General features: G+C 60.3%; 20 protein-coding genes. 5 read left to right on the top strand and 15 right to left on the bottom strand.

The window, feature by feature from the left end; all coding sequences use genetic code 11:
* Positions 1 to 2: 2 nt before the first annotated feature.
* A complete protein-coding gene (locus tag OKB87_RS01575; protein WP_016350838.1) occupies positions 3 to 326 on the bottom strand; it encodes an HI1450 family dsDNA-mimic protein in 324 nt (107 codons plus the stop codon).
* A 145-nt stretch (positions 327 to 471) separates the two neighbouring features.
* On the opposite strand from OKB87_RS01575, the gene OKB87_RS01570 reads away from it, so the two are divergent.
* Entirely contained in the window at positions 472 to 606 is a 135-nt protein-coding gene (locus OKB87_RS01570) for a hypothetical protein (protein WP_017764392.1), read from the top strand.
* 23 nt (positions 607 to 629) lie between these two features.
* Here the strand turns inward: OKB87_RS01570 and mtgA are convergent, their stop codons facing one another.
* The 5 genes from mtgA to minC all read right to left on the bottom strand — a co-directional run bounded on the left by mtgA (position 630) and on the right by minC (position 3,738).
* Positions 630 to 1,337: a monofunctional biosynthetic peptidoglycan transglycosylase gene (gene mtgA / locus OKB87_RS01565; protein WP_017784788.1), complete on the bottom strand. Its 708-nt coding sequence runs from the start codon at positions 1,335 to 1,337 to the stop codon at positions 630 to 632.
* Positions 1,338 to 1,390: 53 nt separating this feature from the next.
* Entirely contained in the window at positions 1,391 to 1,717 is a 327-nt protein-coding gene (locus tag OKB87_RS01560) for an HI1450 family dsDNA-mimic protein (protein ID WP_176452756.1), read from the bottom strand.
* 198 nt (positions 1,718 to 1,915) lie between these two features.
* Positions 1,916 to 2,182, bottom strand: coding sequence for a cell division topological specificity factor MinE (minE, locus tag OKB87_RS01555; protein WP_270826220.1), 267 nt, complete (start codon positions 2,180 to 2,182; stop codon positions 1,916 to 1,918).
* A 2-nt stretch (positions 2,183 to 2,184) separates the two neighbouring features.
* A complete protein-coding gene (minD, locus tag OKB87_RS01550; RefSeq protein WP_005301248.1) occupies positions 2,185 to 2,997 on the bottom strand; it encodes a septum site-determining protein MinD in 813 nt (270 codons plus the stop codon).
* Positions 2,998 to 3,015: 18 nt separating this feature from the next.
* Positions 3,016 to 3,738, bottom strand: a complete 723-nt coding sequence (gene minC / locus OKB87_RS01545; protein ID WP_024945321.1) for a septum site-determining protein MinC — start codon at positions 3,736 to 3,738, stop codon at positions 3,016 to 3,018.
* 107 nt (positions 3,739 to 3,845) lie between these two features.
* Here minC and OKB87_RS01540 point away from each other — a divergent pair, with 107 nt between their 5' ends.
* Positions 3,846 to 4,127 carry a YcgL domain-containing protein gene (locus OKB87_RS01540; RefSeq protein WP_011705994.1) on the top strand — a complete coding sequence of 94 codons (282 nt, stop codon included), beginning with the start codon at positions 3,846 to 3,848 and terminating at the stop codon, positions 4,125 to 4,127.
* Positions 4,124 to 5,083, top strand: coding sequence for a lytic murein transglycosylase (locus OKB87_RS01535; RefSeq protein ID WP_270826218.1), 960 nt, complete (start codon positions 4,124 to 4,126; stop codon positions 5,081 to 5,083). The genes OKB87_RS01540 and OKB87_RS01535 overlap by 4 nt, the downstream gene beginning before the upstream one ends.
* A gap of 161 nt (positions 5,084 to 5,244) precedes the next feature.
* Here the strand turns inward: OKB87_RS01535 and OKB87_RS01530 are convergent, their stop codons facing one another.
* The 3 genes from OKB87_RS01530 to ppnP all read right to left on the bottom strand — a co-directional run bounded on the left by OKB87_RS01530 (position 5,245) and on the right by ppnP (position 8,763).
* Positions 5,245 to 6,615: an L-serine ammonia-lyase gene (locus OKB87_RS01530; RefSeq protein WP_011705996.1), complete on the bottom strand. Its 1,371-nt coding sequence runs from the start codon at positions 6,613 to 6,615 to the stop codon at positions 5,245 to 5,247.
* A 277-nt stretch (positions 6,616 to 6,892) separates the two neighbouring features.
* Positions 6,893 to 8,275, bottom strand: a complete 1,383-nt coding sequence (locus tag OKB87_RS01525) for an L-serine ammonia-lyase (protein WP_139390497.1) — start codon at positions 8,273 to 8,275, stop codon at positions 6,893 to 6,895.
* 203 nt (positions 8,276 to 8,478) lie between these two features.
* A complete protein-coding gene (gene ppnP / locus OKB87_RS01520; RefSeq protein ID WP_026080125.1) occupies positions 8,479 to 8,763 on the bottom strand; it encodes a pyrimidine/purine nucleoside phosphorylase in 285 nt (94 codons plus the stop codon).
* 269 nt (positions 8,764 to 9,032) lie between these two features.
* On the opposite strand from ppnP, the gene OKB87_RS01515 reads away from it, so the two are divergent.
* A complete protein-coding gene (locus OKB87_RS01515) occupies positions 9,033 to 10,271 on the top strand; it encodes a dicarboxylate/amino acid:cation symporter (protein ID WP_011705999.1) in 1,239 nt (412 codons plus the stop codon).
* 60 nt (positions 10,272 to 10,331) lie between these two features.
* Here the strand turns inward: OKB87_RS01515 and OKB87_RS01510 are convergent, their stop codons facing one another.
* A complete protein-coding gene (locus OKB87_RS01510) occupies positions 10,332 to 10,727 on the bottom strand; it encodes a MerR family transcriptional regulator (RefSeq protein ID WP_270826217.1) in 396 nt (131 codons plus the stop codon).
* Positions 10,728 to 10,848: 121 nt separating this feature from the next.
* On the opposite strand from OKB87_RS01510, the gene OKB87_RS01505 reads away from it, so the two are divergent.
* Positions 10,849 to 12,012, top strand: coding sequence for a thiolase family protein (locus tag OKB87_RS01505; RefSeq protein ID WP_270826216.1), 1,164 nt, complete (start codon positions 10,849 to 10,851; stop codon positions 12,010 to 12,012).
* On the opposite strand, the gene OKB87_RS01500 is transcribed toward OKB87_RS01505, so the two are convergent.
* From OKB87_RS01500 to OKB87_RS01480, 5 genes are all read right to left on the bottom strand, one after another.
* Positions 12,009 to 13,232: an EAL and HDOD domain-containing protein gene (locus OKB87_RS01500; protein ID WP_024945326.1), complete on the bottom strand. Its 1,224-nt coding sequence runs from the start codon at positions 13,230 to 13,232 to the stop codon at positions 12,009 to 12,011. The two genes, OKB87_RS01505 and OKB87_RS01500, sit on opposite strands and share 4 nt — an antisense overlap.
* 129 nt (positions 13,233 to 13,361) lie before the next feature.
* Positions 13,362 to 14,618 carry an OmpP1/FadL family transporter gene (locus OKB87_RS01495; RefSeq protein WP_270826215.1) on the bottom strand — a complete coding sequence of 419 codons (1,257 nt, stop codon included), beginning with the start codon at positions 14,616 to 14,618 and terminating at the stop codon, positions 13,362 to 13,364.
* 253 nt (positions 14,619 to 14,871) lie between these two features.
* Positions 14,872 to 16,170 (bottom strand): outer membrane protein transport protein, encoded by a 1,299-nt coding sequence (locus OKB87_RS01490; protein WP_101614930.1) that lies wholly within the window; start codon positions 16,168 to 16,170, stop codon positions 14,872 to 14,874.
* Between the two features lie 410 nt (positions 16,171 to 16,580).
* Entirely contained in the window at positions 16,581 to 17,324 is a 744-nt protein-coding gene (locus OKB87_RS01485) for a DUF3379 domain-containing protein (protein WP_011706005.1), read from the bottom strand.
* Entirely contained in the window at positions 17,317 to 17,907 is a 591-nt protein-coding gene (locus tag OKB87_RS01480) for a sigma-70 family RNA polymerase sigma factor (RefSeq protein WP_270826214.1), read from the bottom strand. The genes OKB87_RS01485 and OKB87_RS01480 overlap by 8 nt, the downstream gene beginning before the upstream one ends.
* Positions 17,908 to 17,921: the final 14 nt, after the last annotated feature.

The raw sequence follows: 17,921 nt of genomic DNA, 5'->3' as shown, positions 1-17,921 counted from the left end.
TTTCATGCCTGTTGCTGGCGGTGCCAGCGCACATGGACATCGTGCTCATTGAGATGACGGGGCAGCAGGAAGGTGGCGAAAATCACCTCAAACTCCTCCTGATGATCCAGCAAGCCGACCCACACCTCGACCCAGCGCTCCATGTCGACCGGCACACCGAGTTCGGCTGACCAGTCGGCGTTGGGCAGGGTCGCCTCGACGGCGCCACGCTGTTCGAACTCCAGGGTGATGTCGACGATTTGTTCGGGGGCCAGCATGTCTGCGGCCTGCTCAAGAAACTGATCATAGGCCCATTCGACCAGTTGATCCGGGGTACGCTGTTCCATGAAATCACTCCAGATACATCGAGGTTCGCTACTGTAACAATTATTGGCGGTGGCGGCCAGACCAGTGGGAAGGGTGCGCCAGCGCCGGGCAAGGCAGGCCGGAGTTGGGTATGGTTGAAGAGGGGCAGGGCAAGGGAGAACGGGCATGAAACGGCGGACGAGACGGCAGCAGATCAAGCGGCGGCGGGAGACCTGGTGGTGGCACTACCTGCCGCTGCATCGGGGCACGGTGGGCGGACACCTGGGGCCCTCCACCGACGAGGCCGGGCTCGCACCGTGAACAAACCCGACACCCATCGTGCATCAGTCTGCCTGATGCACCTTGTTGAGGGTTACCTGCCCCAGCTGACCCATCTGGCGGCGGATCCAGGCCGAGCGCTGCTGGACGTAGGGCGAGGGGGGCTTGACCCGGTAGCGCCAGGGGTTGGGCAGGGCTGCCGCCAGCAGTGACGCCTCGTAGCGGGTGAGACGTATCGCCGGCTTGCCAAAGTAGTGTCTGGCCGCGGCCTCGGCGCCGTAGATGCCGGGCCCGAACTCCACGATATTCAGGTACACCTCGAGGATGCGGGACTTGTCCCAGCCCAGCTCCATCAGCAGGGTGAACCAGGCTTCGATCCCCTTGCGCAGGAAGCTGCGATCGCTCCACATGAAGAGGTTCTTGGCGGTCTGCTGGCTGAGGGTACTGGCGCCACGCACCCGCTCACTGTGCTGATTGTGCTTGAGTGCCGAGCTGATGGCGTCCATGTCGAAGCCGTTGTGCTCGGCAAAGCGCTGATCTTCGGCGGCGATCACCGCCAGCTGCAGCTCGCGGGAGATCTGCTCGAGCGGCACCCAGTCGTGCTTCACCTCGGCCACCTTGGCAGGGGGAAACAGCGCCCGCTCGATGCGCCAGGTCCACATGGGCGGATCGATGAAACGCAGCAGCGCCACCGAGACTATGGTGCTGAGCAGCGCCGCCAGCAGCAGCTTGCCGAGCCAGTTCAGCAGGCGCCGTGCCGGATTGGGCCGCACGGGCTCTGGCTCCGACTCCCAGACGTAGTGACTCGGATCATCGGGATCCGGAATTATTGGGGCAGCCATTCGATGTGGCAGAACTTCTCGTCAACACGGCGGGAGAGCAGCATGCGGGCGAACAGGTGTTCGTACTCTTCCTGCTCGTTGCCAAGGCCAATCCAGATCTCGGCGTACTCGGCATCGCTGACCTCGAAGCCAACGTCCGCTTCCCAGTCATCGGCCGGATCGGTTTCCGCCAGCAGGCCGCGGTCGTTGAACTCCTGATTGAAGCGGGCGATCTCCTGCTCCGGCAGGTTGTCGGAGGCCAGCTCCATGAAGAGTTCGAGGGCGGTGTCGAGCAGTTCCTCGATGCTGTGCATTTCGTCATTCAAAGACATAAGCGGTCTGTTCCAGCTGATAAATAAAGAAAAACACCGACGGCCCGGCCGCACGGTGGCGCGCCGTATTCTAGCCGTCCCCCACCGGCTTGGCGAGTGCAGCAGCGCCCTTGACCCGGTTGCGGCAATAAAAAACCGGATCCTGGCAGCAGGATCCGGTCTTCATTGGGGGAAAGGGTCACGCATAGGGCGTCAGGCTCATCCCTTCTTGTCGTCGGCGAAGGTGATGTTGAGCTCCAACACGGAGAGCTCATCACTCTTCTTGTCCAGTTGGACCGAGATCTTGTCAGGGTCTATCTGCACATATTTACGGATGACATCGAGGATATCCTGCTTGAGCTGGGGCAGGTAATCCGGCCCCCCTCTGGATGAACGCTCGTGAGCCACGATGATCTGCAACCGCTCTTTGGCCAGTTGTGCGGTGCTCTGTTTCTTGTTGGAACGAAAATAATCCAATAATGACATGCTTAACTCCCGAACAGTCGGCTAAAGAAGCCCTTCTTCTCTTCTTCCAGAAAACGAAAATCCTTGGTGTCACCCAACAGGCGGGCAACGGCATCCTCATAGGCCTGACCGGCATCGGACTCCTTGTCCAGGATGACGGGCTCGCCGGAGTTGGAGGCGCGCAGCACCGCCTGGGACTCCGGGATAACGCCAAGCAGTTTGATGGCCAGGATCTCCTGTACGTCCTGCACGCTCAGCATGTCGCCGCGGTTGACGCGGGTCGGGCAGTAGCGGGTCAGCAGCAGGTGCTCCTTGATGGGGTCTTCGCCACGCTCGGCACGGCGGGACTTGGAGGCCAGGATGCCGAGGATGCGATCCGAGTCACGCACGGAGGAGACCTCCGGGTTGGTGGTGACGATGGCTTCATCGGCGAAGTAGAGCGCCATCAGGGCGCCGGCCTCGATCCCCGCCGGGGAGTCGCAGACGATGTAGTCGAACTGCATCTCGCTCAGCTGATCCAGGATCTTCTCGACCCCTTCGCGGGTGAGGGCATCCTTGTCCCGGGTCTGGGAGGCGGGCAGGATGAACAGGTTTTCGCAGCGCTTGTCCTTGATGAGGGCCTGGTTGAGGTTGGCCTCGCCATTGATGACGTTGACGAAGTCATACACCACGCGCCGTTCGCAGCCCATGATGAGGTCCAGATTTCTCAGACCAATGTCAAAATCGATGACCACGGTCTTGTGGCCACGCTGGGCTAAACCGGTACTCAGGGCCGCGCTGGTTGTGGTCTTGCCAACGCCACCTTTACCCGATGTAACGACTATGATTCGCGCCATTCTCGCTTCCTTGTAACTCTATTTGATACGGTCTATACGGAGTTGTTCGTTATCCAGCCGGACATGAACCGGCTGCTGGATGAGGCCGGCCGGCAATGCATCGCTCAGCTGGAATGTGCCTGCGATGGAGAGCAGCTCGGCCTGCAATTGCTGGCAATAAATCCGTGCCTGGGGGTTGCCCTTGGCACCGGCAATGGCCCTGCCGCGCAGAGTGCCATAAATATGAATACTGTCGTCGGCGATCACTTCGGCGCCCGGACTGACCGACCCCAGTACCACCAGCGAGGTGCCGGCGGCATAGAGCTGCTGGCCGGAGCGCACCGGGCCCACATGCACCTTGCTCGCTACCAGCGGAGCCGGCACGGCTTTAACCTCGACGATGGGGGCTGGGGCCGGAGCCGGCTCTGGCTGGGGTTGCGGCTCGGCTTTGCGGCTCTTGCCGGAAGCCATCACCGCCAGTCCGGCCGCCTTGGCCGCCGTCTTCATCGCCTCGCTCTGGGCCCCCGTGATCCCGACCAGCACGAAGTCTTCCGATTCCACCAGCTCCTTGAGCTGCTCGAAGTCGGGGATATCGGTGAGCCGTTCCACATTGATGACGAGGGGGGCACAATTAAAAAACTGGGGCGCCTGAGCCACTTTGGCCGCCAGCAACTGGCGGATCCGCTCAGGTTTGCCATCGCTGATATGCAACACAGAAATAGTGAAGGTGGTCCCTTTCAATTCGTTATCGCGCTCAACCATGAATCTTCCCCGAGACAGAGACGGTAATCCGTTATTGTTATTCAATTCCCGATGTTATAGTTTGCCATCCTCAGAGGCAATAAACCGGTTGGATTATATCAATTTCCATGTTGTGTGCAGTCTATAAAAGTCGCAAAAAAGCCGAGACCTATCTTTTTGTTGAAAGAAGAGAGGATTTTTCCCGCGTACCCGAGGTGCTGATGAGTGCATTCGGCCGTCCAGAACTGGTATTGATGACCAAACTGGACCCAGCCAAGCCCTTGGGGATCGCCTCCACCAGCCGGGTGATGGAGGCGCTGCAGAGCCAGGGCTTCTATCTGCAGGTGCCACCGCCGCCGGAAAACCTGCTGGAACAACACAAGGCCCAATTAAAGGCCGAACGGGAATGAAGGGTCGGCTGGCTCTGTTATTGATAAGCGGGATCATCAGTTACCCGCTGCAGGCCAGCCCCGATTTTGAACGTTATGTAACGGGTCTCAAACAAGAGGCCCTGGCCGCCGGGATCTCGCCGGCGACGGTCACCGCCGCCTTCGCCGATATTCACCTCATTGAGGTCGCCATCCGGCACGATAAAAATCAGCCGGAATTTAAACAGACCCTCGCCACTTATATTCCTCGCGCCGTGCCGCAATGGAAAGTCAATCAAGCCAAACGGCTATATCGTCAGTATTTGCCGCTGCTCACAAAAATAGGGGCGGAATATGATGTACAACCTCGTTTTATTGTCGCCCTGTGGGGCATTGAAACCAATTTCGGCAAATTGACCGGCAAATATCCGCTGGTGTCGTCGCTGGCGACCCTGGCCTGGGAGGGGCGCCGCGAAGCCTTCTTCAAGGGGCAGTTGCTCGACGCCCTGCGCATTCTGGAGCAGCAGAAAATGGCGCCAGCCGATCTCAAGGGATCCTGGGCCGGCGCCATGGGGCAGGTGCAGTTCATGCCCTCGTCCTATCTCAAATATGCGGTCGATCAGGACGGGGACGGCAAGCAGGATCTGTGGGGCAATCTGGCGGATGTGTTTGGTTCGGCAGCCAATTATCTGCATCAGAACGGCTGGCACGGGGATGAAACCTGGGGTCGCCTGGTGAGGGCACCGACGGGGCTGGATGCTGCGCTGGTCGGGCTGGAGGAGACCCGGGCGCTGTCGGCATGGCAGGCCCTCGGAGTGCGCAAAGTGGATGGGGCAGACTTGCCGCAGGCGTCGCTGCAGGCCTCGCTGGTGCAGCCCGATGGGGAGGGTGGGGCTGCCTATCTCGCCTATCCCAATTATCGGGTGCTGCGCGACTGGAATCGCTCCCATTATTTCGTGGTGGCGGTGGGCACCCTGGCCGATCGTATCGTGGAATAATCGATCTCAGTAGCGCCGGATTTGTCCTCAGGGACAAGCCGTCAGCGTGGGAATAACGATCGGATGCGGCGGACTTGCCGGGTGAGGTGGGGCGGAATATCCAAACGACAGGCAATAAAAACGGCGGGAATTCCCGCCGTTTTTATTGTTGCCACGCCGACTTATTCGCAGGCGACTTGCATCACCTTGATGGCCAGGCCACCGCGGGAGGTTTCACGGTACTTGGAGTCCATGTCCTTGCCGGTGATGTACATGGTCTCGATCACCTTGTCCAGCGAGACACGCGGCTTGGAGGTGCGACGCAGCGCCATGCGGGAGGCGTTGACCGCCTTCATGGCAGCGATGGCGTTGCGCTCGATGCAGGGCACCTGCACCTGACCGGCGACCGGGTCACAGGTCAGACCCAGGTTGTGTTCCATGCCGATCTCGGCGGCTTCACAGACGTGCTCCGGGCTGCCGCCCATCAACTCGGTCAGACCGGCGGCGGCCATGGAGCAGGAGACGCCCACTTCACCCTGACAGCCCACTTCGGCGCCGGAGATGGAAGCGTTCATCTTGTAGAGCATGCCGACGGCAGCCGCAGCCAGATAGAAGCGGGTGTAGTCGTCGCGGCCAACCGGCTGGATGAACTTGTCGTAGTAGGCCAGCACGGCCGGGATGATGCCGGCGGCACCGTTGGTCGGCGCGGTCACCACACGGCCACCGGCCGCGTTCTCTTCACTCACCGCCAGGGCGAACATGTTGACCCAGTCCACGATGTTCATCGGATCGTTGGAGAGGTTCTCGTTGGTGGTCAGCTGACGATAGAGCGGCGCGGCGCGGCGCGGTACGCGCAGCGGGCCGGCGAGGACGCCCTCGGTGCGGCAGCCGCGCTCGATCCCTTCACGCATGGTGGTCCAGATCTTGCCAAGCTTTTTGTAGATCTCTTCCGGGGTATTGAAGCACTTCTCGTTCTCCATCATCAGGGCGGAGATGGAGAGGCCGGTCTGGCTGCAGTGGGCGATAAGCTCGGCCGCGCTCTTGAACGGGTAGCTGACGGACATGTCGCCGCTGTCGGCCTTGCCGAAGTTCTCTTCGTCAACGATGAAGCCACCGCCGATGGAGTAGTAGGTCTTGCTGTAGACGGCTGCGTCTTCGATGAAGGCGGTCAGCTTCATGCCGTTTTCATGCAGCGGCAGGGCTTCGTCATGGAACACCATGGCGTCGCGCGGGAAGCTGACGGTGTGGCAGTGCAGGCCGATGGGCAGACGACCGGTCTGCTCGACGCGGGAGATGAACTCGGGGATGCCGTCGATGTCGACATTTTCCGGCAGGTTGCCCGCCAGACCCATGATGATAGCGGTATCGGTGTGGTGACCTTTGCCGGTCCAGGAGAGTGAGCCGTAGACATCGACCTGGATCCGGGTGATGTCACGGATCTTGCCGCCTGCACGCAGTTCATCCACGAACTGTTTGGCTGCTTTCATCGGGCCGACAGTGTGGGAAGAGGAGGGGCCAACACCGATTTTGAAGATATCAAAAACGCTGATCATGTAACAATTACCTCAGGATAGAAGGGGGCGCCATGCCCACTCGCAGAAACGGGGTGATCCATGGGACGAGGGCGTCGTCGCCGAGGTCAATGAACCAGATAACCACAGTGTAACGGCTCAAAGCCCAAAAAAAGTTGAAATAGATCTATTTTTGTTGAGTCAGAGCGGGCGAGTATAAAATTTATTTTGATGCTTATCCATTTTGTTAAGCGTTTGCCCATAAAAATACCCGACAATGCCGGGTATTTAGGAACCAAATGGAGCAATTTACCGATCTTTAACACTCGGTAATGTTAACCGCCAGGCCACCGCGGGCGGTTTCCTTGTATTTGGTCTTCATGTCGTTGCCGGTTTCCCACATGGTCTTGATCACCTTGTCCAGCGATACCTTGTGCTCGCCGGTACCGCGCAGGGCCAGGCGCGCGGCGTTGATGGCCTTGACCGCGCCCATGGCGTTGCGCTCGATGCAGGGCACCTGCACCTGGCCACCCACCGGATCGCAGGTGAGCCCCAGGTTGTGTTCCATGCCTATTTCGGCGGCGTTCTCGACAATCGCCGGGCTGCCGCCCAGGATCTCGGTCAGCGCCCCCGCCGCCATGGAGCAGGCGACGCCCACCTCGCCCTGGCAGCCCACCTCGGCGCCGGAGAGCGATGCGTTCTTCTTGTAGAGGATGCCGATGGCGGCGGCGGCGAGGAAGTAGCTCAGCAGCAGCTCGTCATCCACCTTGCGCACGAAGCGATCGTAATAGTGCAGCACGGCGGGAATGATGCCGGCGGCGCCGTTGGTGGGGGCGGTCACCACCCGGCCGCCGGCGGCGTTCTCCTCGTTGACGGCCAGCGCGAACAGATCCACCCACTCCATCACCATCAGCGGATCCTTGTTGAAATTGGTCTCGCAGCTGAGCTGGCGATAGAGCGCCGGGGCCCGCCGTTTCACCTTGAGGCCGCCGGGCAGCACCCCCTCGCTGCGACAGCCACGCTCGACACAGCCCTGCATGGCCTGCCAGATCTTGCGCAGGCCCGCCTTGATCTCGGCTTCGGTGCGAAACACCTTCTCGTTGGCCAGCATCACGCCGGAGATGGAGAGGCCGCTCTCCTGGCAGTGGGCCAGCAACTGGGCGCCGCTCTCGAACGGGTAGGGGATGGGGTGGGCTGCATCGAAGCGGGCGGCCTCCTCCTTGGCATTGGCGAAGTGGCTCTCCTCGATGATGAAACCGCCGCCGATGGAGTAGTAGGTCTGGCTAAACAGCAGCTGTTCCCCGGCAAAGGCGCGCAGGGTCATGCCGTTGGAGTGGGCGGGCAGGGTCTTGCGCCGGTTGAAGATGATGGCACCGCTGCGGGCAAACTGGCTCGGCTGTTCACCCGCCAGCAGCAGCGACTGGTTGCGCTCCACTTCGGTCAAAAAGGCGGGGATGGCTTCGATGTCCACCGACTCGGGTTCGAAACCGGCCAGTCCCAGGATGATGGCCTTGCCGGTGCCATGGCCCTTGCCAGTCTGGCCGAGCGAACCGTAGCACTCTACTTCTACCCGTTCGGTGCTGGGCAGCACTCCCTGCTGCTTGAGCGCGGTGACAAAGGCGTAGGAGGCGCGCATCGGCCCCACGGTATGAGAAGAAGAGGGACCGATCCCGATGGAAAACAGGTCGAAGACACTGATCATGACACCACTCCGATTATGGGTTTCGTCTAAATATTGTAAATTTTTTGTAGTCGATGGAAAGCGGGAAAACCGAGGGGTGTGATGGCGGCACGCAAATGAAAGCAAGGATGGGTGGCAAAGAGGAGGGCGGTCTGCGCCAAATAAAGAAGGAGCGGCCCGGGGGCTGCTCCTTTGTGCGTGTTCAGGCAAGGGTTGCCGGCGGTTTAATCGAGAAACTCGCACAGATAGGCGGTGGGGGTTTTCACTTCCAGCTTGAAGGAGGAGTGGCCGGCCACGTCGAAGGATTGACCCTGCTCATAGGTGTGCCATTCGTCTTCGTCGGCCAGCTGGATGGTGAGCGCACCCTTGACCACCGTCATCCGCTCGGGGGCGGCGGTATTGAACTGGTAGTCACCGGCTTCCATCACACCCACGGTGGCTTTGTCGCCTTTTTGCTCGAAACCGATGGATTTTACATTTCCATCAAAATACTCGTTAACTTTCAGCATGTTTTCATCCCTGTATGCACGTTTGCCCAGCCAAAGTAGCACAATCTTTTGCCAGTTGTCATGAATAAAGCGGGAAAAATCGCCGTGAGCCTTTTGAATCTTTACTTTGTTGCAAACTTATCAATAACTCCCGTTAACGATTTGACGATTTAAAACAGCGAATAAATATGAGATAAAGCGCGCGCTCAGGGGAATGGACAGCTGTTCATCCCCTGTTTGGTTGATTGCACTGGGAAAGTGCGAATATTTGCTACTTAAAGGAACATTCTGTGTTAACAAAAGGACTCATTAAGAACGTTGGCTTCCAGGTCGTGGTCGCCATGGTGCTGGGGGCACTGGTGGGGGCGTTCATGGGTGAACAAGCCACCGTATTTGCACCGCTCGGCACTCTCTTCATCCAGCTGATCAAGATGCTGGTGATCCCGCTGGTGGCGGTCGCCATTCTGTCGGGGGCGGCCAACCTCGGCGCCAGCCCGGCGGCGGGCAAGATTGGCGTCACCACGCTGGCCTTCTTCCTCGGTACCTCGGCGCTGGCGGTACTGCTGGCCCTGGTGATGGGGCAGATCTTCAAGCCCGGTGTCGGGGTCGAGTTCGGCTCCATGGCCTCCATGTTCTCCGGTGACTATGCCGACAAGGGGGCGCTGCCCGATGCGGTCGCCACCCTGCTCGGGATGATCCCGACCAACGTCTTCCAGTCGCTCAACGAAGCCAACATCCTGCAGATCCTGGTGTTCTGCATGTTCCTCGGCATCGCCCTGGCCAAGCAACCCCGCGAGCGGGCCAAACCCCTGGTGGACGGCCTCAACACCCTGGTGGATGCCTTTGTCTGGATGATCAACAAGGTGATGCTGATCGCGCCACTCGGCGTGTTTGGCCTGATGGCCGATGCCATCGGTACCTACGGTTTCGACGTGCTGACCCTGGTGCTCAAGCTGTTCGTGGTCTATCTGGCCGCCATCCTGATCTTCGCCTTCGTGGTCTATCCGCTGCTGATCGTGCTCTTCTCCAACACGCCGGTACGCAAATACCTGTCTGCCATGAAGAAGCCGCAGATCGTCGCCTTCTCCACCGCCTCTTCCATGGCGACCCTGCCGGTCAACATGGAGACCTGCGAGGAGGAGCTGAAGGTAACCAATGCCACGGCCTCCTTCGTGCTGCCGCTGGGCGCCACCATCAACATGAGCGGCAACGCCATCTATTACGGCCTGGTCGCCATCTTCTTCGCCCAGGTCTACCAGATCGATCTCTCCATGGGTGCCTGGGCTGCCATCATAGTGACCGCCACCCTGGGGGCCATCGGCCAGGCCGGCGTACCGGGCCCGAGCTTCCTGGTGGTCGCCGTGCTGCTGGCCGCCGGGATCCCCATCGAAGGGCTGCCGCTGTTGTTTGCGCTGGATCGCCTGTTCGACATGATCCGTACCGCCCTCAACATCACCGGCGATGCGGCCTGCGCCGTCATCGTCGACCGCTACAGCCCGGATTACGATCCGGACCGCTGGAACAAATAATCCAGTTGCCATGAACAAGGGGCCCGCGGGCCCCTTTCTTTATGCTTGTTGTTGTGACCGTCAGCCGAGCTGAGCGAGTGCCTGCTGGCAGCGCTGCTCGGCGGCGTCCAGCTCCAGCAGCACCATCTTGATGTCTTCCAGTTGTTGCTGCAGGGTCTCCCGCTTGTCGGCCACCAGTCCCAGCATGGTTTGCAGCTGGGTGCGGCTGCTCTTGTCCGCATCGTAGAGATCAAACAGAGCGCGGATATCCGCCAGGCTGAAGCCCAGTCGCTTGCCGCGCAGGGTCAGCTTGAGTCTCACTCGGTCCTGCCGACTGTAGATCCGGGTCTGTCCCTGGCGGGCAGGATTCAAAAGTCCCTGATCTTCATAAAAACGAATACTTCGGGTCGTAACATCAAATTCACGGGCCAGTTCGCTGATGCTGTAGGTCCGCGTGTCATCCTTGGTTCGGTTCATGGCGCTATCTTGACTGTCAATCCTGGCTGGCACCTTACCCAAACGTCAACTGCCCCGCAAGTCTTGTTCCCGCAGCGGCGGCAGCATATGTTATTTCAATGTAACAAGGAGAGTGCAATTGATGGATATCGTGATTGTTGCGGCCAAACGTACCCCCATGGGGGCCTTCCAGGGAGCCCTGGCCAACCTGACGGCACCTGAACTGGGGGCCTGTGCCATTGCCGCGGCCATGGCAGAAGCGGGGCTCAGGGGAGAGCAGATCGATGAAGCCTATCTGGGCAACGTGCTGAGTGCCGGGGTCGGCCAGGCACCCGCCCGCCAGGCGGTGCTGAAGGCGGGTCTGCCGGACAGCATCCCCTGCACCACGGTCAACAAGGTGTGCGGTTCCGGCATGAAGGCGGTGATGCTGGCGGCCGATGGGTTGCGGCTCGGCGATACCAAGGTGGTGATCGCCGGCGGGATGGAGAGCATGAGCCGCGCCCCATATCTTCTGGACAAGGCGCGCAGCGGTTTTCGGATGGGGCACCAGAGCGTGCTCGATCACATGTTCCTCGACGGACTGCAGGATGCCTACGAAGGCCCGCTGATGGGGCATTATGCCCAGCTGAGCGCCGATCGCGCCGGACTGACCCGTGCCGACATGGATGCCTTTGCCATCGCATCGCTGGAGCGGGCGCTGGCGGCCCAGCGCAGCGGTGCCTTTGCGGCGGAGCTGGCGCCTGTGATGGCCGGAGATACCCTGCTGCTGGCCGAGGATGAGCAGCCTGCCAAGGCCAGGCCCGAGAAGATCCCCCAACTCAAGCCTGCCTTCAGCAAGACGGGCACCATCACGGCGGCCAATGCCAGCTCCATCTCGGACGGGGCGGCGGCGCTGATCCTGATGCGCTCCGACACTGCCGTGCAGCTGGGACTGCCGGTGCTGGCGCGACTGGTGGGTTATCAGAGCCACGCGGCCCTGCCCGCCGAGTTTACCAGCGCACCGGTAGGGGCCATCAAGGGCCTGCTGGCCAAGGTGGGTTGGCGGGTGGAGGAGGTGGATCTGTTCGAGGTCAACGAGGCGTTTGCCATGGTCAGCCTGCTGGCGATGGCCGGTTGCCAGCTGCCCCATGACAAGGTCAACGTGAACGGCGGCGCCTGCGCGCTGGGTCATCCGCTGGGGGCGAGTGGTGCCAGGATCCTGGTGACCCTGATCCATGCCCTGCGCGAACGCGGTCTCACACGCGGGGTGGCCAGTCTGTGTATCGGGGGCGGGGAGGCGACGGCGGTCGCCATCGAGCTGGGTTAATCTGTTTCCGCCATCGCCTGGAGTTGCTGGTTGACCCAGGCGGTGGCGGTCAGATAGAGCTGACTGACCTTCTCTTCATTGAGCCCGAGCCGGGCCGTTCTGGCCGTGATCCGTTGCCAGTTCGCACTCTCGTAATCCTCGCAAAACGACAGATAGAACCCCAGATTGCCCTTGCGTTCCAGCAGGGCGACCCGGATCTCTTCGATCAGCGGAATGGTGCCGAGCAGCTTGTCCATGGGCTGTTCCATCAACACATCGAGCAGGGAGAAGAGGCCGGTGATGAAGGCCTGCTGGGCTTCCTGGGTCGGGGCATGGGTGTGGGCCAGCAGTTCGCAGAAGCGGGCCCGGATCATCGACATCTGATAGAGCTCGGCACTCTTGCCGTGGCCGGCGCTGGTGGCGGCGACCAGGGTCACGAAGCGTTTGAGCTGGGTGTGGCCGAGATAGACCGCCGCCTGGCGAAAGGAGGAGATGGGGTTGGCGTGGCTCTTGAGGTGGTTGACGTAACGCAGCAGCTTGAGGGACAGGGAGATGTCCTGACTCAGCAGTTGCTCGATGCGGTTGAGGTCGGGCTCGGGCTGGTTGACCACGTTGAGCAGCTGCATCACAACCACCTGGGCCGGCTCCATGGTCGCCTGCTTGACCATCTCGGGTCGACTGAAGAAGAAGCCCTGGAACAGGTCGATGCCAAGGCGCTTGACCCGTTCAAACTCTGCCTTGTCCTCCACCTTCTCCGCCAGATAGGTGAGCTTGAGCTGCTGATGCTGCTGGATGAACACCTTGATCTGCAGCAGCGACGTGGCGCGCAGATCGAACTTGATGATGTGGATGTAGGGGAGGAAGCGCTCCCAATCGGGCGACAGGGTGAAGTCGTCGAGGGCGAGCTGATAGCCCAGCCCGTGCAGCTGTTTGACCTTGGCCAGCAGCGCATCGTCGGGATCGGCATCTTCCAGGATCTCGATCACCACCTTCTCCGGCGGCAGGCACTCGGCCAGCCCTTCCAGCAGCAGAGAGTGAGGGAAGTTGATGAAGCAGGGGCGACCGCCGAGCAACTGATCGATGTTCTGTTGCAGGAACTGTTCGACCACCAGTCTGGCGGTGGCTTGCTGGGAGGAGATGGGGGGGAACACGTTATCCAGACTGTCGCGAAACAGCAGCTCATAGGCGTGGGTGTTCAACTCCCGATCCAGGATGGGCTGCCTTGCTACGTATGAATACATGCATCTCTCCAGCGTGTGTACTGGATTGATTTTATTGTGAAGCCGCGCACTATGCCAGCGCTTGGAGGCCAGAAACGGTCAATAACTGGCATAGTGCTTGAGTGGGCGGGCAGGGGATGCCCGCCCGCTTCAGAACAGGTAATTGAGCTGCAGACCGGCCAGCCAGGCATCCCCTTCCGAGGTGCCCTGGAAGGTGGAGGTGGTCTGCGGTATGCCGGGTTTGAGCTGCATGGTCTCGCTCACGTCCACCTTCTTGCCATCGATGAGCGTCACCCCCAGATCCAGCGAGAGGTTGCGATCGATCTGATAACCCACCCCGGCGCTGTACCAGACTCGATCCGAGTCGGGGATGGAGATGGTGCGGCGATCCGCCGGGACCGGGCTGCGGTCATAGGCAAGGCCGGAGCGCAGCTGCCATTGCGGCGCCAGCTGGTAGGTCAGGCCCAGCGCGTAGCGCCAGCTGTCTTCCCAGTGTTCGTCCTTGATATGCATGACACCGTGGTGATCGAGCTCGGATTCCAGCTGTACGAACTTGCTCCAGTTGGTCCAGTTGATGCTCGAATGCAGTGCCAGCGCCGGCGTCAGCTGATGGAACAGGGCCAGCTCGGCGGTGGCGGGCAGCGGCAGATCCAGGCTGCCGGTATCGGTGAAGGGCTGCCCGTTCTGATCGATGCCGATAGCGTCGCCGGAGAGCTTCAGGGTGACGTCGTGGCGGTAGGAGAGGCCGATGCGGGTCGCTTCCGACAGCTCCAGCAGGGTGCCCAGGTTCCAGCCCATGGCCCAGCCATCCCCTTTCAAATGCTTGGCGATCTGGTTGTTGGACGGGAAGGTGCCACCCACTTCCCCTTCGCCCTGAATGGCGGAGAGGCCGGCGCCGACGGACCAGACGCGGTTGACGCGGTAGGCCAGCGATGCCCCCAGATCCACGGTCTTGATGTCGGAGATATTGCCGAAGTGGCCGGCATTGTAGTTGTCCGGCATTTTGACGCCGAGCCCGTAATAGGAGGTGGCTGCCAGCCCCAGGCGCCACTGGTCGTTGAGCGGCACTATGAGGTAGGCGTTGGGCACCCAGGCATCATCGGCGATGTCGTGGGCTGCCGCATCCAGGCTGACCGGCCCCTTGGGAGTCGGCACCCGGGTGGTGCCCTCGATGTTGACGTCGGGGCGCACATAGATGAAGCCACCGGAGAAGGCCATGGTATCGAAACGGGTCATGGCGGCGGCGTTGCGGGAGAGCACGCTGGCATTGTCGGCGATGGTGGCTTCGCCAGCAAAGGCGCGGCCCATGCCGGTGGCGGATTGTTCGGCCAGCTGAAAACCTGCCGCCTGGGCCTGGCTCGACAGCACCAGCAGGGCGATGAGAGACGGCTTCATGATGGAGTGCATTGCATTGTCCTTGAAAATGAACCTGGAGTTCGAACGTTCTTATGGTTGGAGGCAGGATTTTATATGGTATGACCAGTAAGGCAACGGGCGCGGGGACGAGGGAATGAAAACGGGATTAAATGCTGAGGGATGTGCTGCTAATAGCTTGATAAAAAAAGAAAAGCGTACAGTTGTTTACTACAGATGTACGCTGAAACATGAATTCGGAATAAAAAAAGAGCGCCCGCAGGCGCTCTGGTCAATTCGCTGATTATCAGAACTTCATGTTGAACTGAGCGGAAGCGAGGAAGGCGTTGCCGTGAGAGGTGCCTTTCCAGCGCAGGGCTTCGTTGCTTTCGACCAGCTTCTCGTTGACGTCCACTTTCTTGCCGTCCAGATAGGCCATGCCGAAGTCGACGCTCATGTCCTTGTCGATGTGGTAGGTAGCGCCAGCGCTATACCATACGCGGTCGGAATCCGGGATGCTCAGGCTGCGGTATTCCGGCTCGATCGGGGTGTTGTCGTAGGCAAAGCCGATACGGGCTTCCCAGGACGGGTTGACGTACCAGGTACCGCCCAGAGAGTAACGGGTGGAGTCCTTGAACTTCTCCGGCTTGTAGAGGCAGACGCCGGCACCGTCGGTGCTGTTGCACTGACCGCTGGTGGCCTTGAGCTCCTGGAAGGCGCTCCAGTCGGTCCAGTTGACGGAGTAGTGCACGGCAAACTGCTGGTTCAGACGGTGGTAACCGGCGAACTCGGCCTGGGCCGGCAGATCCAGCGGCAGTTCGCCACCGACGGTCTTGAAGCCGGAGGAGGTGCCCTGATAGTCACCCTTGAACTTCAGGTCTACCTGGGAGCGATAGGTCAGCGCGAAGCGGTTGTTCTCGTTCACTTCATACATGGTGCCCACGTTCCAGCCGTAACCCCAGTCGTCGCCCTTGAGGTGGCTGACGATGGTGTCCTTGCCGATACCCGGCACGCTGCTCAGCGGCGGCACGGCGGCCAGCACACCGGCGCGGCGGTTCAGTTCAGCCTTGGCATAGACCAGGTTCAGACCGGCGCCGACGCTGAAGTGCTGGTTGACGCGGTAGGCAATGTTCGGGTTGATGTTGAAGGTGAGCAGTTCGGTGTTGCCGGCAATGGAGCCACCGTTGAAGTTCTCGGTGTATTCGGTCGACAGACCGTAGTTGGAGAACAGGCCGATACCCCAGGCCCACTGGTCGTTCAGCGGCTGGATGAAGTAGGTGGCAGGCACGAAGGCGCTCGGCGCGATGCCGCTTTCGCTGGCACCAGCCATCTTGGCAGGGCCTGCATAGATGTCACCATTTACATCCACGTCCGGCTTGATATAGGTACCGGAGACAGAGAACGCCATCTTGTCAAACTGGGTCATGGCTGCCGGGTTGCGGGACAACACGGAGGCGTTGTCCGCCACGGCGGCTTCCCCTGCATACGCACGACCCAGGCCGGAGGCTGAGTGTTCGTTCAATTGGAACGCGGCGGCGAAGGTTTGGGTACTGGCCAGGGTGACGGCGGCAGCGATCAGGCTCTTTTTGAAAAAGGCAGTTGTCATAGTGTTCTCTCTTGTAGGCAGATTTTCCGTCGGCATCAGGGCTATTTTGCCTCTGTATGTGACAAGATCTGTTGTTATTTCAGCTTCTTCCCATTCAATTCTGGCGTGATTCTATGGATCTGGTAGGAGGTAAGAAATCAGACCAGTGACAGCAGAATACATAAAAGTTTCCAGAGTGTTAATCATTTGTTTGAATTCGCCGCTTAAATAGTCTCTTTTACCATTAATCGGATAAAAAACACTCACATACGGCGATCTGCATCACAAAAATATTTTTGGGTATTTGCAGGGAATGAGTGGCGAATAGGGGAGAATCGTGACGGGAAAGGAGATAAACGGGCAGCCAACCTGATTGGTCTGCCCGTTGGCTTGACCCGGTTCGAGGCGAGTCAAGATTGGGTTAATGCCTGTTAAATTGACCAATGCAGCCGGGATTCCAGCTGCTCTGCCACCGGCGCCAGCGGCTCCTCCATCTCGCCGATCAGCACCATGTTGGCCCCCTTGAGTTGCAGGATCTCGCCCTTGAGCTGGCCATCTTCAAAGGTGGGCTGCAGGGTGAGTGGCACGTGCTTGGGCACCAGGAACAGGGTGACCGGGCCCATCTTGCCCTGCAATACCATGTGCAGCGCCGGCCCCTGATAGAAGGAGCAGTGGTTGACATAGGTGATCTTCAGCCCCTGCATGCCCATCAAGGTGGCGCCATATTTCTCCATCTTGGCGTTGATGGTGCGCAGGCTCACCTGCTCGTCCACATCCTTGATGAAGGGCTCCTCGCCATAGACGTGGGCCATGGCGACCTGGGCCAGCGAGAGTTCGTCGGGAGCGGCCAGCGGCCAGCTCAGCCAGCGAGTGCTCATGCCGAGCAGGAAGGCGACCGAGGCCGCCATCGCCAGTGCACGCCAGTTGCTGCGGGGACGCACCGGCAGGGGAACCACCTGCGGCTGATCGGCTTCCAGCGCTTGTCTGAGCAGGATGCGCTCGGCCAGACCGGCCGGCACCTCGACCTCCATGGCTCGCTGCAGGCTGCGATCGAGCTGCTTCATCTCGTCCAGATGCTTGCGATTGGCGGGGGAGCGCTGGGCCTGCTCGAGAAACGCGGGATCCTGCTCATGTGGATGGGCTATGGCCCGACGGCGAAATTCCAGCTCATCCATTGGTGTGTCCTCTCTGTTGGGTCGTTGACTCCATGGCCTCTTTTATCTGGTTGCGGGCCCGAAACAGGCGAGTCATGACGGTGCTCTTGTTGAGCCCCAGCTGCGCCGCGATCTCGTCGCCGCTAAAGCCCCCCAGCACCTGCAGCAGCAGGGGTTCCTGATATTCGGCCGGCAGACGGGCGATGTGGCGTCTGAGCCACTCGTTCTCCATCTCCTGCTCGCTGTGCAGTGCCTCCTGATCGCTCTGGGGATGCTCGTCGAGATCGACGAGGTCAAACTGCTTGCGCTCGAACCGGCGCGCATTTTCCCGCCGCAGTATGGTGATGAGCCAGGCCTTGGCGGCCTTGTCGTCGAGCAGGGAGTCGATGCTCTTCCAGGCGCGCAGAAAGGTCTCCTGCACCAGATCTTCCGCCACTTGCGGATCCCGGCACAGCCAGTAGGCGTAGCGGTAGATGTCCCCGTGCAGGGCATGTACCAAGGCTTCGTATTTGGTTTGTTTGTCTGCCATGCCTCCATAGACCGGGGAGGCCGTGGGATCCTTTCCGACCGTGGCACCTTTTTTTCTGAAAAAACCTAAAGCCATCGCTGGGCTTCCTT

The organism is Aeromonas sp. Y318-1, from assembly GCF_027706125.1.
Lineage (GTDB): Bacteria > Pseudomonadota > Gammaproteobacteria > Enterobacterales > Aeromonadaceae > Aeromonas > Aeromonas hydrophila.
This window is presented reverse-complemented; position numbering and strand designations above follow the sequence as displayed.

What these genes read in the sequence shown, in the direction of transcription:
- OKB87_RS01505 (WP_270826216.1), top strand. Translation starts at nt 10,849, where the DNA reads ATGGATATCGTGATTGTTGCGGCCAAACGTACCCCCATGGGGGCCTTC.
- OKB87_RS01490 (WP_101614930.1), bottom strand. Translation starts at nt 16,170, where the DNA reads ATGACAACTGCCTTTTTCAAAAAGAGCCTGATCGCTGCCGCCGTCACC.
- OKB87_RS01570 (WP_017764392.1), top strand. Translation starts at nt 472, where the DNA reads ATGAAACGGCGGACGAGACGGCAGCAGATCAAGCGGCGGCGGGAGACC.
- OKB87_RS01485 (WP_011706005.1), bottom strand. Translation starts at nt 17,324, where the DNA reads ATGGATGAGCTGGAATTTCGCCGTCGGGCCATAGCCCATCCACATGAG.
- minD (WP_005301248.1), bottom strand. Translation starts at nt 2,997, where the DNA reads ATGGCGCGAATCATAGTCGTTACATCGGGTAAAGGTGGCGTTGGCAAG.
- minC (WP_024945321.1), bottom strand. Translation starts at nt 3,738, where the DNA reads ATGGTTGAGCGCGATAACGAATTGAAAGGGACCACCTTCACTATTTCT.
- OKB87_RS01530 (WP_011705996.1), bottom strand. Translation starts at nt 6,615, where the DNA reads ATGATCAGCGTTTTTGATATCTTCAAAATCGGTGTTGGCCCCTCCTCT.
- OKB87_RS01480 (WP_270826214.1), bottom strand. Translation starts at nt 17,907, where the DNA reads ATGGCTTTAGGTTTTTTCAGAAAAAAAGGTGCCACGGTCGGAAAGGAT.
- OKB87_RS01535 (WP_270826218.1), top strand. Translation starts at nt 4,124, where the DNA reads ATGAAGGGTCGGCTGGCTCTGTTATTGATAAGCGGGATCATCAGTTAC.
- OKB87_RS01560 (WP_176452756.1), bottom strand. Translation starts at nt 1,717, where the DNA reads ATGTCTTTGAATGACGAAATGCACAGCATCGAGGAACTGCTCGACACC.
- ppnP (WP_026080125.1), bottom strand. Translation starts at nt 8,763, where the DNA reads ATGCTGAAAGTTAACGAGTATTTTGATGGAAATGTAAAATCCATCGGT.
- OKB87_RS01525 (WP_139390497.1), bottom strand. Translation starts at nt 8,275, where the DNA reads ATGATCAGTGTCTTCGACCTGTTTTCCATCGGGATCGGTCCCTCTTCT.
- OKB87_RS01575 (WP_016350838.1), bottom strand. Translation starts at nt 326, where the DNA reads ATGGAACAGCGTACCCCGGATCAACTGGTCGAATGGGCCTATGATCAG.
- OKB87_RS01510 (WP_270826217.1), bottom strand. Translation starts at nt 10,727, where the DNA reads ATGAACCGAACCAAGGATGACACGCGGACCTACAGCATCAGCGAACTG.
- OKB87_RS01495 (WP_270826215.1), bottom strand. Translation starts at nt 14,618, where the DNA reads ATGCACTCCATCATGAAGCCGTCTCTCATCGCCCTGCTGGTGCTGTCG.
- minE (WP_270826220.1), bottom strand. Translation starts at nt 2,182, where the DNA reads ATGTCATTATTGGATTATTTTCGTTCCAACAAGAAACAGAGCACCGCA.
- OKB87_RS01540 (WP_011705994.1), top strand. Translation starts at nt 3,846, where the DNA reads ATGTTGTGTGCAGTCTATAAAAGTCGCAAAAAAGCCGAGACCTATCTT.
- OKB87_RS01500 (WP_024945326.1), bottom strand. Translation starts at nt 13,232, where the DNA reads ATGTATTCATACGTAGCAAGGCAGCCCATCCTGGATCGGGAGTTGAAC.